The organism is Klebsiella sp. 28, assembly GCF_018223905.1.
GTDB lineage: Bacteria > Pseudomonadota > Gammaproteobacteria > Enterobacterales > Enterobacteriaceae > Klebsiella > Klebsiella pneumoniae.
Map to the genome: position 1 here is coordinate 22271 of NZ_JAGRQY010000016.1, position 14375 is coordinate 36645.

The window sequence follows — 14375 nt, forward strand, 5'->3', positions numbered from 1 at the left end:
TTTATCTTTCATGGCTGGCTCCCGGCGGCATTTGAGGGCGCATCAAGCATCTGCCGGGCCACCTGTGCGCAGTCACCGGTTTGTGCGACTTTCTCCAGCGCCTGTTTGACGTGAATGTTACCGCGTACCACGTCATACCCGGCCTGACACCGTACCACCAGAGAGGGCACACTCCGGATGCCGTACTGCGTGTACAGTGTCGGGTCGATCTGCACCCCGTCGGTCACGCCATCCTTCACCAGCTGCAGTACCGCGTCAGTGGTGGTCCTCATGTCGTTATTGACGAGCCCACGCAGTGTCGCCGGAATACCGTACTGCCGGGTTTCGTGCAGCATCCGCTTCAGCCCCTCTTCAGGTATCGAGAAGGAGACAAAGTACAGCGCTCCTTCTGTCGGCTTTTCCTGATTCGCCGCTTTCTGCTGGCTGACCAGATTATCGATAAACTGGCGGTCAGATTTGGGCAGAGGATTACGGCTGATTTGCGCCTCAAGCTCCTGCTGCAGCTGTTTATCCGGATGCTGGCGCAGCTGTTCGCTGAGGTTCTCCTGCTGTTTCAGCCACTGCTGGTCCCCGGGCGTATTAATATTGTCAGCGGCTGACGCCGTCGTGCAGAGCAGACTCAGCCCCCAGGCCAGCCCTCTAATTCTTTTATTCATATTATTCTCTTCTGTCGACAGTTATGTGGAAAATGATGCGTCAGGACAATATATAATTGCCAAAAACGCCAGACCGACGTCTGTAAATAGAAAAAGAGTAAGTTATTTTACAAAGCATACTTTCATGATAACGCTAAAAACCAGTTATTGAGGCGGTAAGTATTCGCAAAGAGCAGCAACAGTAAAAATGGTCACCCCCGAGAGAGAAAACACCACACCACCAACCCCAGACTCTTCTAATGCATATATTGAAATAGAAAATAAAATTATCGCAATACAATAAACACCATGCACAGCACCATTATTACCTGAGGCGAGATAAAGGACAGAACAAAAAGATAGTACTACACTGAGGAAGAGCACGGACAGCGTTTTAATATCCCGCCATCTCCACAGTAACCGGGGTGGTTCTTGTACTCTCTCAGGATATCCTGTTAACACAACAAGAAAGTATCTGACATCCCTGAGTCTGGCCATTTGCCTGTCCACCTCAGTGGTGTAGACAATGCTTTGCCGTTGCTGCCTGACACTTCGGAGGAACAAAAGAAGGCTTTCCTCAAAACAGTCGACTTCCAGGGCACATGGCAGACGTCCTTTAATCAGAGACGCCTGAATGTCAGAAAGCAACCCTTTGATATCGACGGGCAGAACAACCTGTCCATATGCCATCTGCGTTAACGCTTCACTGAGGTCATTAAAAACGGCCTTTATGTATTCAATATCCTTTTTTGTACTGATACCAGTCATGTAGACTCTCCGTTTGGGTGTATTTTACATTAAGGGATCCGTCCAGGAGGACAAAGATGCTTTATACCGTAGCGATCGTACTGTTTGGTTTCGCGTTCACTGCCAGGCTCAGGTTCAGATACCATCATTCTTTATTTCTGTTTCTTCAGCACACCCGCAACACTCAGGTTATTTTCGTCCTGCTTTTCAGTATTTATTTCATTTCTTTATTTTGCCACTTTTCTCCACAAAACTATTTTAATACCCCGTTATTCATTATTCTCTCAATTATATTTCCTTGCGTAGTGTTTTATATGACCTTTGCGAACCTGAGGTGCAAAGAGTCAGGGTTGCTACTAACCGCATTCAGGAACCTGAGGATAGATATTCAGCCAAAATATTTACCTGACGAAACCTCAAAGAAGGAATATGTCAGCGCACTGGTAAGACTGGTTGACAACATCGTTGTTCTTCAGGCATTACCTTTCCAGAAAATTTATTTTTCATCTCACCTGATAAGAGTGCAAGGTAAAAACTTTCTGAAGAAAGAATTCAGGAAGCGGAAAATACCCTGTTACTGCAAAGCTTACAAACTATGCTGGAGTGAAGTAGCAGTGCTGAACTTTCGCTATGGCGGTCGGACCCGCTTTTGTCTTTTCTCACACAAACTTCACACTAACGGGGTTAAAATCGGGCGCACGGGGCACGCATTTGCTATCAAAAAAAGGAGCATCAAAAATATCAATTCAGCATCACCAGAGGAATGAAACTGTACAACGACCAGTAAATGGCTACGCAGTCTTTGGCCCGGACAGCCACGCCAGTTAAACAGACAAGATATCCCCCCAGGATGACCGAGCTTATCCGTAAGTCGCAACCGACACCTACCGCAAGGGAGAAAATAAGGTACGCTGGCAGAATAAATAATCCGGCCAGCGAATATGCAGCACGGCTTGCTTCCCACTGGCGGTACCGCCAGGTTTCCTCTGTTTTCTCCAGTCTCCGTCTGAAGGCTTTCAGTCCTGTAATCCACAGGCTGAGATCCCTGACTTCTCTTAACGATTTACCGTAAATCCGCACCTGTCGATATCGTTCTGCCCGCAGGAGACAGACCGCATACTCAGCCAGTCGCGAAGAGGGGCATTTTCTGTTTAATAGTGTCATTCGCATGGTATCGAGCACTTCCTGTACCTCCCTGGCAGCCTCCGATCGTTGCAGGATATCATCGGCAATCATCTGACTGATATTGTGTAAGTCCTGCATCAAACAATCCAGATGCTTATGCTTCATGTTCTGCCTCCGGGTTACAAAAATACGCAGTTACGTTTACGCCACATCAGGTAGCCATAGTTCTTGCGGGAGTTGGGTGGATTTTTGCCGGCCTCCCAGCGCATCACGCTGCGTCCAAGCGGATGGCACTGACCACTGTCCGGATACATGTTTACCATCTGATAGCGCCAGCGTTCTTTCGGGATGATCGGGGAGGGATATTCGTAACAGACCGCCTTGTCCTTCCCGATACTCTCCATAATTTGACCCTGCCGGTGAAGCTTGAAGGCCATACGTTCACTGACCAGTACCGACGACTGCAGCGGGCTGGATTCATTACTGACCTGGCCGTTAAACGGGTAAAGTGAGCCGTGGCTTCCACCACACCAGAAGAGCACATCCAGCGGCATATGGAATGCACTGGCCAGCGCATCCGCTGCGCAGGCGCCCTGCGCGATGGGGTTGGCAAACAGGATGGCTTCCGGATTCAGGATGGTGGTGAGGCTGCTGTCCACCCAGGTCGGGTCAATCTCGGACAGATAGGCAATATCCATGTCTCCGCCTTCCAGACAGCCTGCCGACGTGATGATGTTCAGCCAGTACGTCAGCGGGTACTTGTACCAGTGAACGTGATAGAAGGCGCCGTTCACCTGCTTATCGTCCTTTCTCGCGGTTCCCATGCCGGTCTTGCCGAGATTGATACTGAAGCCCCCCAGATTGACCATGCAACCTGGCGAACGGCTGACGTCCGTCATGGCCATCGGCTCCCAGTACCCGATGGCCAGACCGGGGCGAACAAAAAGCGGTGGCGGCGCCGGACACAGCTGCAGGGGATTACCGGGATTGCTGGTATCAGGCAGGTCGCCTTTACCAACCTGCACGCTGCCGAGCGACAGAGGGAAGATGCAGCGCCAGCACACATCGGTGATCGGGTTAACAAACCGGCCCTCACAGGAGGGGTCAGCAGCCGCACTGAGGCTGTACCCCCACAACATCAGGGCACTCAGGAAAAGCGTCAGGGTTTTCACAGAAACATCCTTATTTTACAGGGAAGGTCTCAATATTCAGCCGTTCACCGGAGGGCGCCGGCGTGATCCGCGCCGGGACCGCCGTCAGGCCAAATCGCTTGCTCAGTACACCGTTCTGGTCGAAATAGATCCGGCTGTCCAGCGCTGCGGAGGTGTCCGGGATACTGCCACGCACCAGGATAATTTTGCTCATCAGGGTTTCCGGCACCTGACGCTTCATCCAGGCCAGCTGGTCGGCATCGTCTCCATTGATGAAGTACAGGGTCTGGACAAACGGTACGGTTTTAAGCGGGTTCACCACATCGCCCTTGCGGGCAAACACCCGCCCCTCATTGTCCTTCAGGTCTTCGGTCAGGCGGATGCTGGGATCAAACCAGCGCTGCTCGTATTTCTCCGCACGCTTAATGCCCTCCACCGGTGCCGGACGCTGACTGTTCTCGATAACCCGCTGCTTAAACGCATCCATCGTCTGGTCCCACTGGCCAGAAGATTGCAGCGACTGCAGACGCTGCGTGATGAGCTGCAGCATGTCCTGCTCCCGGATGGGCCATAAATCCCCCCAGGTACCGAGATCAGCCGCCTGAGTCAGCGGCGATAGCAGACAGGCGGCGAGCAGACAGCCTTTCAGTCGTAACATTACTGTTCTCCTTTCATGCGGCGGGCAATGTCGTGCTGGATGTTGCGGGTCACATCGGGCGCGCCCTGAACCACGGCAGGTGAAACCAGAATGACCACATGATGCTGCTGCTGATACTCCGCCAGACTCTTCTCCAGCGCGTCGTTAAACCGGTCAGAGAGCGCTTTTGACTGCGCTTCTGTCAGCTGCTTCTGACTGACACTGTCCATAAAGCTGTCGAGCGTCTTCTTCATATCAAAAGCCACCACCCGCGGTGTGGAGTACTCCAGAACCACGCGCGAGAGAAACGCGCTGGTTGCCAGGGCGAAAAACACGAGAGCAACGATGACGGGTATCCGGCGAAAGGGATGAGAGGTCGTACTGACCGGTTGTTCGGTGTTGTTTTTCATCACTGTTTATCCTCAATGTCATTCACCGGTATTCGGGATTCAAGCTCTGCCATTTCGTCTTTAAAGTTGCGACACGCGAGGCCGTACACCGCATCGTGGATATCGACCCCCTCTTCCCGGCGCGCTTTCATGTACTCAAAATCCGGGCCTTTGGAGGAGTACATCGCCCGGCTGAGCGGGTCGACGAACAGGCGGTGCCAGGAGCAGTTCGCTTCCACCTGCAGCATAAAAGAGCTGAACCACTGCTCTTTGGCCGAACCGAAGCCGTTAATCATGTCTTTCTCCAGCTTGCTGAACTGATCCGGGTACAGCTGGTTATACTTGGCAAATTCCTTCGCTGACTGCTTCAGAATGGCCTTGTACGATGAGTTCCCCCACGCTGCACGTGCGGCGCTGGAGGCGGTCGGGGAGTCGAAGTCGACGATGTTCTGCGTGATGGTGATGTATGCGCCGGTATGTCGACGCGCGGTACGGTAGCCTTTCTCGATAAACTGCCCCACTTTTTCATTCTTGAAATCAAGGAGCTTCCAGCCCTCATCGATGACGTTCAGTTTTTTCAGGCCACGCGGTGACTGATACATCCTGTTCTCGATGTAAATAATCAATGAAAACATCACAGCGATAAGCAGAGAGGGCCTCGACTCCAGGCCACCGAGTTCCAGTACCACCATCCGGGCATCATCGTGGAGTGTTGGTTTATCTGAGTTGAAATAGTCCCCGTAGATCCCATTCACCGTGTACTGATCGAGCAGGATTATCATCTCGTCCAGACGGCCCCGGATTGTCGGGGAATCAGCATATTCATCGCTGTCCTTCGCGTCCTGTAAAAACTGCACTACGTCATCAACGCGTGCATGATTACGCTTGCTTAACCAGGCCGCCTGCACTGCCTGCAGAAGCAGGCCTTCATGGACTTCATCGAGGTTGCCGTTCGGACTGGCCATGACAGACATCTGATCGCGTATACGTTCTGCTGACATGTCGAAGTGAGCATCATCCAGCACGTTGGCGAACGGGTTAAACTTGAGGGTATCGCCATCGAGGTATACGCCCCCCATGTTTTCACACAGGGACTTATAGCCATCGCCCATGTCGAACACCCAGGCAAACCCGCCGGAGTCGAGCACACTGCGAATGAGGGGCTGAATCAGACCGGTTTTACCCGCCCCGGACGTCCCGCAGACTGCCATGTTGAAATTGGTATTGTTCATTCCCTCGTAGAACAGGTCGATGAACGCCAGCTGATTTCGGTAGGTGGGCGCCAGGAGTCCCGCCGGCGCCAGCGGGCTGTCAGCGACGATCGGCAGGAGGTTAGCCACCTGGAACGTCTCCGCCCGCTTCACCACGCCTGCCGCCTGCAGCTCTTTAAACAGGCCCTCACCACACTTGAACGGCATCATGGCCAGAAAGTTACGCAGGTGATGGTAGCGGGCCGGGATCAGCTGGAAACCGCCTTTACGGTAACTGTTGAGCACCTGCTGTTCAGCGGCGAGAGAGGCCTCTGTGCTGTCTGCGGTGTACGTGGTGATATTAAAGAAGTAGGACACCAGGGAGGTCTGGTTGGTCGCCAGTCGCTGGCGGATATCGCCCCACTCCTGCATTTCTTTTATCACGTTCGGAAAAAACTTCGCGTAGGAGGTTTTGCTTTTCTTCTCCACGTCCATGAATTTCATGTTGGCTTCATTCTGGGTCTTCACCTGGTCCTCCACCATCAGCGTCAGCGTAATGACAAAGGGGCAGGAAATGGAGAGCTCCGGGTTAAGCAGGTTGGCGTAGTTATCCGCGGAGGTCCAGAGGAATGCCATTTCCGGATCACTCTCCAGATGGTAGCTCGTCACCCGGGTTACGCACTCTTTCCCGTCACGCCCCAGGCGGCCAATTTTCAGATGACCGGCGGTGACCTGCATATCAAAGCTGTCATCGACACACTGATAGTTCAGATCCTGATAGGGGTCCAGCTTATACGGTACGCGGTACATCTCGTGCGGGTCCGGGTTTATAAGCTCGCGCATCAGTTCGACCAGCCCGGCAGCATCAAGGATACGCGTCGGAATATAGGCACCGCCCAGTGACGCCCGCAGGATTTTAATCTGGTTCTCCATCTCCACAATTTGCGTGGTGGAGTTTTTCTTCCGGGGCACGCAGCAGGAGATGTACACGCGGTAGTTACGCAGCGTCAGGGGTAAATCCAGTGCAGGAGGCAGGGGGAACTTCGTCTCCGCTGCCCGGAGATAGTAGGCCTGGGTGATGGCGTTAAACTTCTTAGCCTGTTTACCGCTCCAGCGGAATTCACGCAGACCGTAGTCGATATCATTGCCGACCAGTTTGCTGGAGACCAGATGAAAACTGACCGGGACGCCCCGTGGAAGTTTGCTGCGCAGTAAATGCTCCAGTGTGGCGACGATACTTTTATCCGCACCGGGTAAAGGACGCGCCTCAAACATAAAACCGATGGTTTTGTTATTAATAAACAGCCCGGTCGCGGAATCATAATCCTTATAGGGCAAAATACGGCTGAACTGGGGGAAATTCATGCTGCCCAGCGTGTCATTGGCTTTCGCGGATTCGTCGGGCAGTTTCAGTGCTGATACCAGTGAATTCACTGCCTGGGTGACGGCATCGATGATGTTATTACTCATGCGGGCGTTCCTTTAAGAGCATTTCAAAATAACAAGGGTAATAAATGGCAAGAAGAATATTCATATCCGCACTAGAAACTCCTTCTTATAATGGAAAGCACTGGAATAAAAAACAATAAACACATGGAGGCAATAATCTGACCCATAAAGATCGAATCCAACAACACCTCCCCTTGCCACAGACAAACAAGCAGAGTGATAAATAATAAAACCACATGAAAGAAAACAATCAGGAACAGAATGTTCGCTGAGAACTCCCCATCACCAACTTCCACCTCTAAGCAGAAAAAATAAAATACACACAAACTACAGATAATATAGACGCCTTCATGTCGAATACCCTGAAAGAAATCAGGAGAAAACTCTCCTGCCAGTCCATTGTAAGTCAGTCTGGCTCCCAGATAGATGAGCCAGTAGACTGGAGGTATAAACAAAAATCCGTACTTTCGAAGAAACAGCATCATATCCATCCCCTGATTATTTGCTCATAGCGTTCAGTGCGTTAAGTTTTTTTCACGTACTGCTTTAATCTCTTCTTTATACTTGCATTCTGATGCCATCTTTTTTGCGTCACCGAAAGTTAATGGCTCTGACGAAGTGCCTGTGTTAGTTTGAATTGCTAAACGTAACGCCTCACCTGCACAAGGTGTCTAATGAATAATACTTTGCAGTTGTTCTGGAGTGGCGGGCTGCATATCGCGAGAATCTTCAATATACTGCACAAAAAAAATACCCAGTTAACACAATTAAAAGAAGAACTATCAAAAAACCAAATTGCTGGCCAATTTCTTGCTGTCTTTCCATTGTTCCATCCCTACCGGTCAATCCAGTTTGTTAATCAGCATTTCATTTTGAGTTAGCTTTATATAATTCCCACTGATGGATATAGGAATAATACTGCCCACCAGGCACATTAATGATGATGCCATCACAGTCCAGTTTATTAACAGGGCTGGTAAAAGCGCCTGTCGGCATGTTTACCTCAAGTGTCCGGCAGTCATCTTTCCAGTGTCTACCTGCTTCAAGTTCATCCATCGAAAATGAGTGAATGGAGATAACGAACATCCCGGAAAACCCAACCACCGCTATAAGCGCACAGTATATGAATGTATCGCCTCTGTTAACTCGAAGATTGAATTTTTCAGGGATGGCAACCATAGCCAGCGCACCGACCACACCAATAACAAAAAGAATCAGGCATATACCGTTAAGCCATGCAACGTTATGTCCAAGTATATAGTACGCTTTCACTTTCTTATTCCTTATGCTGCATACTTTCAAATAACGTGAGATTGTTAATACTGACCATCGGTCTTACTATTCACCTGCCCCCATCCGTTCAAAGTAATAAATCAAGACATAAAACATATAAAAGATTACTGTGGCTGTAAAAAACCCCGTTATTACTGACAGCGTCAAATCAGGAGAGTCCGCCCACATGTTTTTATCCTTAAACACCATGAAAGAAAATAAAGCACTGAGACCTGTAAGCCCAAACAACATTAAAATACAGGCAAGCGTATCTCTTATAAAAACACCAATAATTACATAGCCGTAACCGCAGATAATGATTGCCATTGCAAAAAAAAGTCGAACAAAACCATCAAGACTTAACTGGTATTCAGCCATTTACCCACCCTCATTCAATGTTTCTATCACGCTGCTCAAAGGCTCGCGGGTTTTAATTTCAATGCACTCTCCTGTATTACTTCCGTAACCTCTGCCCCCACGTGCTTCGAGTACCCGTAGCATTTTTATGCAGACATCTGTATTAGGCATGGGAGTAATATCCCAAATCCCACCGCCACTACTCGGCGTCATCAGCACCAGAAAAATAAATGCATGCATAATTTATTGCCTTTATTTATATACTTGTCAGTAGAAAAAAGCAGGCTATATACTGCCAATAAAAATAACAGCGCCATCTTCCATTTGAATAATTCATCCATAACGTTACTTACCTTCCGTGCGAAGTTTATTAACCTCTGTCTTATCCCTGTATTTCACATCCATATACCGTGTTACGCCATCCGGGCAAGACCAGGCATCTTTTGCTTTAGCCAGAAACCCTGCCTGCTGTGCTTCAAATGCGGAGACTCTGCAGTTTTTCAGGGTATAGATGACATTCTGTTTATTGGTTTGAATCTGTTTGTATGTTGACTCAGGCTCAATAAAGACAAACACTTCTGTTATCGCGACGACAATACACATTATCAGAATGATTGACTTACCCCACCAGGACACAAACAACCGCTGTAAAAAGAAAGACATAACTGCGGCAGTGCCAACAATCAGCATCAACATAAAAATATATGACGATTCCTCGCACAAAAGCATCCAGAGATATTTAATTGACTCAGTCACTTTCGAAATCCTTTCATTTTTCGTAATCAGTTTTAAGTTCACACGCTACCGCCCATCCCTTTCAACGCAGAGGGCACTCGTTATAATTCAGAAATGTAAACTTACTGCAGCGCCAGTAATGGCGCTGTGAATCAATTAAGGCGAGGTTGTCCCCACGCCGATGGTGTCACGACAAAAAGAACCGTTGCTGGCTGGTGATATACATCATCTGCATCCACATACGGCGCTATCCACAATGACGTTGTCTCCTCCCCTTTTCTTAATGGCCGGGGAAAATTACCTGGCGGTGTTGACGGTGACGTAAACGTTGACGCCACTACTGGTAAAGACATTTTCACTACCGGCAAAGACTGGAGCCTTTTCTCGGTTTCGAAATATGTTGCCTCATTCTTTGCCGTTGGATTATTTAGGTACACTGCACGTGCTCGATCTTTCTCCGCGGCCACTCTGGCCTGGGTCAGGTTGGACTGTGGCGGCAACGGGTACGAATTCACTGACGTGGTTCTGAAATTACCCTCAGCCAGTTGTGGCAACCCGGCCGCAGCCGGCTTTGCATCACTGCGTTCCTCTTTCAGCTTCGCTTTTTCATTTGCCTGCTCCATCGTCATACAGGTATCCGACGTCGTGGCATTACATTGAAATTCAGTCTCTGTGCCCGCGCACCCGGTTAAGAGCAAAGCGCCGCCCAGAGGAATTAACAGCATTAATTCCTTCATGATATTTCTCGCTATTTATCGGTTATTTTTCAGGTTCATCCTGATTGGGTTATTTGCCTTAATTGCCCGGTGTAATTACCCTCAGCGCTGACAGGGCAGCCGTAATAAGAGACTTAGCCATTATTTTCCCCCTGCGGCGCTGCGCCCGGAGAGAACTCCCGCGGATCAAGTTTGCCCAGCTTCTTCAGCATCTCGTCAGTATTGAATCCGTTCATACCGCCGCCTGACTGATGATGGGCATCAGCCTGCGGTGCCGGCTCCGCCTCCTGATTCTGAGCCTGCTGTTGCCCGTTCTTTTCCGCTTCCAGCTCTTCAATCGTTTTCAGCTGGAATCCATCCTGGAACACGACGGTCACTTCGTTGCCGGCACCAATCGGAATGACCGGGTGATACTGCTCGGCCCTTTTGATGTAGTACTCGCTCAGCGTCTGCGCAGCTTTAGATGCACCACCGCCGACCCCCATTTTCAGAACGTCACCGGCGCCAACAGATGCGGTTGCCCCCAGGCCAACAGCCGGCTGTGAAGCCCGTTCCATGCCCTGACCAATCCCGTCAACAAAACCGGCCCCCCATGCCCAGCCGAGGATTTTTCCGTTACGCATCACCACCTCTCCCTTAACCCCGTTTTTCCCCATAAAGGAAACGTGGCCGTTAATGGGCTGATCGATGGTTTTATCACCTTTGATACAGCTGATATTGCGGGTACGGACAATGGCGCGTTCGCTGGAGACATCGCCCCAGGCTTCAAGGCCCACAAAACACCCTGTCAGGTCGTAGGTTTTGCTGTTTGGCATTTCCACGCGACCGGTGATACGCAACTGCATCGGTACAGTTGATTCATTCCCGGTAACAGACGCGTTGGCATCTGCCCCCTCGATAAGCATGCTTTTTGCAAAGCTCCCCGACGGAATGTACGGCAATGACTTCGTTTTTTTTCCTTTGTCGTAACTGAACGTTTTACGCTGTATCTGGTTTGGTACCGGTACAGACTGGTAGCTGACCTGCGGCGGCGGTGTCATACCATTCCCCGGATAGAATGCCGTCGGAGGCGGTACCGCAGCGCCGGTTTGCGGCGGATAACTGGCTGGCTGCGGCTCCCCTTCCGGACCAGGTGGCGGTGACGGAGGAGTCGGCGCGGGCTCGCCACCAGAGACAGCCGGTTTCACGCCCAGCGCCTTCAGCTGATTCTGCATGGCTTCATTGTCACTGCTGAGCTTGTCGATACGTATCTGGTCAGCGGTTCGCGCCTTACTCAGTAGGTCCACTTCCCCCTGCAGGGAGTCAAAACGCTTGTTGAGATCAGCGGCAGTCGCCTGCATTTCTGTTGTCGCGTGCTGCTCCACCTTACTGTTGAAGCTGCTGTCGACCACCCCGGTCATATCCGGTGCGGGTTCGCCCTGAGCCGGGGCTTCCTCATCAGAGCTCATGTTCAGATCTGACAGATACAGCCCGCCTCCGACTGCTGCCGCGCCGCCCGCCAGAATGAGTCCCAGCCAGATATATTGCTTACGTTTGATCAGCGTGTTGAAGTTGGCCATCAGCGCTTCACTCCTTCATCTGACGTCGTGACCCAGATCTGCATGCGACCACCGGCAGTCAGCAGGCCCGCCGGGGTACTGAACATGACGGCACGTGTTCCGGGCTGCCAGAAATCGCTTTCACGCACCATACGGGCCGACAGGGAGACATTGTCCAGACTGTAACGGACAACTTTCAGGTGATGACCGACCCAGACCCGATCGGCAGTGGCGCGCAGACCAGCCGGCACCTGCAGCACTTCAGAAGTGACGGGGACAGACTGATACTCATCGGGTACGCTGCCCTGACGCACGGCGCGATTCAGCGAAACCAGTAACGATTCATAGGGGTTCGACTCTTCCCAGGCTTTTGCCGGACCGGGGGTACCCGCCAGCTCGCTGACCAGCTGAATTGTCCGGCCTGAGCCCGCACGGGGCACGGCACGAATGGAGAAGTTCAGCCCGCGTTCGGTTTCCACAATGAAGGTGAATGGTTTTTTACTGACGGTCGCCAGAATGGCACCGCCGCTGTCGGTCTGCTCCTGGTTTGTCAGGCCACCGTCCAGGCTGTTTATCGCCGTGATGCGATCTCCAGGTACTGTGAACAGATTCGGGTCGGTGTTACTCACGGCAATATTTGCCTGACCACCATTGGTCAGGGGGACCACTGTCGGCGCCAGCGTACCGCTGAGGGTCGCGGACATCGCGGGGGCGGCCAACAGCAGACAGCCTGAAATAAATAACGGGTTAATTTTTTTCATTATTTATTTCTCCAAAACGCGCCAGCCAGCTGACACCATCGACACGACTGAACTGAATGACATAGCTTTTAATTTCACTGTAGGGTTTGGAATCCCCAATCCACGTTTTCAGCTCACCCCGGATATCCACGCGGTTCTCTGCCGGCCAGGCACGCATCGACGTCATATAAAAGGTGGAATTAACGTTATTGTCTTTAATGCGTTTCGCATCTTCAGCCAGCTGGACCTTGAGGCTGTTCTGCGAGGCGGGTAATACATACCGGAGTAGCTGCTGATGCTGGGCATCAACCGTTTCCGGCGTGACATTCAGACGCAGGGCAACAAAGGACAGGCCCAGCTGCTCAATATAAGAGGCGTCAGCCTGGTTCTGAGACACCGCAAAGGGTGCACGGAATAACATCGGTGTCACCGCCACTTTCTGTTCCGTCTGCAGACGGTAATTATTTATGCCCTGGATAATATTGGTCGCAAGACTGAGGGTCAGGAGTGTCCCCAGACTGATAAATCCCACAGCGATAACGCGGGTGGTATTTAGTCTGGCACCATGTTCCATATGTTATTTCCCCGTTGATTTATTTAATCCACTGCCGGAAACAGGAGTCCGGAACATCATGAAAGAAACCTTTAAGAAGGGAGGTTGGCAGATACCAGTAAATCAGGTCGCGTAGCCAGGAACTGCCCCGCCCTTTTTTCAGTTTCTTGATACCCCAGAAAACCAGTACCGCTGAAGCTATGCCAAAAATGAACTTGCTGGTCCAGAAACCCCAGCCGAGACAAATTACGGCCGGGATAAGTTCATCGAGATATAAGCCAAACCAGCGGGACTGGTTAGTCAGTGTTTCCGGGAAACGGTATCGCTTTAATTCGTCTCCCGTCATCACGTGCTTCCTGTCAGTAACCGGCGACCGACATACCGATGGTGATAAAGGTGGAAATAATCGCGAAGCCAAACAGGAACTTCACGTTTTTGGTCATCATGTACATGATGCCGCCGGCGACAACTTCCGCCAGAACCACCCATTTGACGACGCTGGACTGCTTACCAAACGTGCCTTTAACGGTCGCATCCCCGGACTTCATCAGGTCGGTTGCCGTGGTGGTGGCCATCGCAGCATCCGGGAAGAACGCCGCCACAGCAGCAACCGGCAACGCAACTTTAGCGACTTTCAGGGCTTTCTTTTTATTGAAAACGCGGGACATAAAAGAAGGTTTGGTTTTTTCAGAGACAGCAGAGCCCTGAACACTTAATACAGCATTCATATTTATTTCCTTTAAAAAGAATGGTTGATATATAAAACAGATTTATGACTATGATGTTAAATCACACTTCCTGCTCACCTCCTGGTACGGTTAGTTCTGAGTTATAAAAGTCCGGAAACCGCTCAAGATGATCTTTCAGCCTCAAATAGGCCTCGGATGTTTTACTTCTTCTGCTTCTGTCTTTTGCTTTGATGAGTCGACGATTCGTCTCTTCATCCAGTTTCAAAAGCACATTTTTTCCAGGCGCAGGTCGTGCGTTACTCCTAATCGCTCTTTCCAATCGACCTCCAAAATAAGATTACCAACTCTTAAAAAATTTTACATTGGCAAAGTAAAAAGTAAATAAATCATGGAGGAATATTGAGTAAATTATTTTCACAATTGCGCGCACTAAAAGTGCGCGCAATTAACAT

At 50.6% G+C, this 14375-nt stretch carries 19 protein-coding genes; all 19 read right to left on the reverse strand.

The window, feature by feature from the left end; genetic code table 11:
• Positions 1–8: 8 nt before the first annotated feature.
• Entirely contained in the window at positions 9–656 is a 648-nt protein-coding gene (trbC, locus tag KHQ28_RS02860; protein WP_022631521.1) for a type-F conjugative transfer system pilin assembly protein TrbC, read from the reverse strand.
• Positions 657–800: 144 nt separating this feature from the next.
• A complete protein-coding gene (locus KHQ28_RS02865; protein ID WP_022631520.1) occupies positions 801–1403 on the reverse strand; it encodes a hypothetical protein in 603 nt (200 codons plus the stop codon).
• Between the two features lie 720 nt (positions 1404–2123).
• Positions 2124–2672, reverse strand: coding sequence for a hypothetical protein (locus KHQ28_RS02870; protein WP_022631518.1), 549 nt, complete (start codon positions 2670–2672; stop codon positions 2124–2126).
• A gap of 14 nt (positions 2673–2686) precedes the next feature.
• Positions 2687–3670: a conjugal transfer pilus assembly protein TraU gene (traU, locus tag KHQ28_RS02875; RefSeq protein WP_223176982.1), complete on the reverse strand. Its 984-nt coding sequence runs from the start codon at positions 3668–3670 to the stop codon at positions 2687–2689.
• A 19-nt stretch (positions 3671–3689) separates the two neighbouring features.
• Entirely contained in the window at positions 3690–4316 is a 627-nt protein-coding gene (gene traW / locus KHQ28_RS02880; protein WP_015065633.1) for a type-F conjugative transfer system protein TraW, read from the reverse strand.
• A complete protein-coding gene (gene trbI / locus KHQ28_RS02885; protein WP_004152506.1) occupies positions 4316–4705 on the reverse strand; it encodes a type-F conjugative transfer system protein TrbI in 390 nt (129 codons plus the stop codon). Before trbI ends, traW begins: the two co-directional genes overlap by 1 nt.
• A complete protein-coding gene (gene traC / locus KHQ28_RS02890; RefSeq protein WP_022631517.1) occupies positions 4705–7344 on the reverse strand; it encodes a type IV secretion system protein TraC in 2640 nt (879 codons plus the stop codon). The genes trbI and traC overlap by 1 nt, the downstream gene beginning before the upstream one ends.
• Before the next feature lie 71 nt (positions 7345–7415).
• Positions 7416–7814, reverse strand: a complete 399-nt coding sequence (locus KHQ28_RS02895) for a hypothetical protein (RefSeq protein WP_023179972.1) — start codon at positions 7812–7814, stop codon at positions 7416–7418.
• A 376-nt stretch (positions 7815–8190) separates the two neighbouring features.
• Positions 8191–8595 carry a hypothetical protein gene (locus KHQ28_RS02900; protein WP_004197817.1) on the reverse strand — a complete coding sequence of 135 codons (405 nt, stop codon included), beginning with the start codon at positions 8593–8595 and terminating at the stop codon, positions 8191–8193.
• Positions 8596–8661: 66 nt separating this feature from the next.
• Positions 8662–8973: a hypothetical protein gene (locus KHQ28_RS02905; protein WP_004195465.1), complete on the reverse strand. Its 312-nt coding sequence runs from the start codon at positions 8971–8973 to the stop codon at positions 8662–8664.
• Positions 8974–9192 carry a hypothetical protein gene (locus tag KHQ28_RS02910; protein ID WP_004195468.1) on the reverse strand — a complete coding sequence of 73 codons (219 nt, stop codon included), beginning with the start codon at positions 9190–9192 and terminating at the stop codon, positions 8974–8976. It abuts the gene before it with no gap.
• Between the two features lie 105 nt (positions 9193–9297).
• Positions 9298–9708: a hypothetical protein gene (locus KHQ28_RS02915; protein ID WP_009309869.1), complete on the reverse strand. Its 411-nt coding sequence runs from the start codon at positions 9706–9708 to the stop codon at positions 9298–9300.
• A 131-nt stretch (positions 9709–9839) separates the two neighbouring features.
• The gene (gene traV, locus KHQ28_RS02920) at positions 9840–10424 is read right to left on the reverse strand and encodes a type IV conjugative transfer system lipoprotein TraV (protein ID WP_009309868.1); all 585 of its coding nucleotides are present in this window, start codon (positions 10422–10424) and stop codon (positions 9840–9842) included.
• A gap of 113 nt (positions 10425–10537) precedes the next feature.
• Positions 10538–11962, reverse strand: coding sequence for an F-type conjugal transfer pilus assembly protein TraB (gene traB / locus KHQ28_RS02925; RefSeq protein WP_004233801.1), 1425 nt, complete (start codon positions 11960–11962; stop codon positions 10538–10540).
• Positions 11962–12702 carry a type-F conjugative transfer system secretin TraK gene (gene traK / locus KHQ28_RS02930; RefSeq protein ID WP_013214019.1) on the reverse strand — a complete coding sequence of 247 codons (741 nt, stop codon included), beginning with the start codon at positions 12700–12702 and terminating at the stop codon, positions 11962–11964. The genes traB and traK overlap by 1 nt, the downstream gene beginning before the upstream one ends.
• The gene (gene traE, locus KHQ28_RS02935; protein WP_022631515.1) at positions 12689–13255 is read right to left on the reverse strand and encodes a type IV conjugative transfer system protein TraE; all 567 of its coding nucleotides are present in this window, start codon (positions 13253–13255) and stop codon (positions 12689–12691) included. The genes traK and traE overlap by 14 nt, the downstream gene beginning before the upstream one ends.
• Before the next feature lie 19 nt (positions 13256–13274).
• On the reverse strand, positions 13275–13580 hold the full coding sequence (gene traL, locus KHQ28_RS02940) for a type IV conjugative transfer system protein TraL (RefSeq protein ID WP_004144424.1): 306 nt from the start codon (positions 13578–13580) through the stop codon (positions 13275–13277).
• A 13-nt stretch (positions 13581–13593) separates the two neighbouring features.
• Positions 13594–13962 (reverse strand): type IV conjugative transfer system pilin TraA, encoded by a 369-nt coding sequence (gene traA, locus KHQ28_RS02945; RefSeq protein WP_004194426.1) that lies wholly within the window; start codon positions 13960–13962, stop codon positions 13594–13596.
• 61 nt (positions 13963–14023) lie between these two features.
• Positions 14024–14188, reverse strand: a complete 165-nt coding sequence (locus tag KHQ28_RS02950) for a TraY domain-containing protein (RefSeq protein WP_032444506.1) — start codon at positions 14186–14188, stop codon at positions 14024–14026.
• Between the last annotated feature and the right edge of the window lie 187 nt (positions 14189–14375).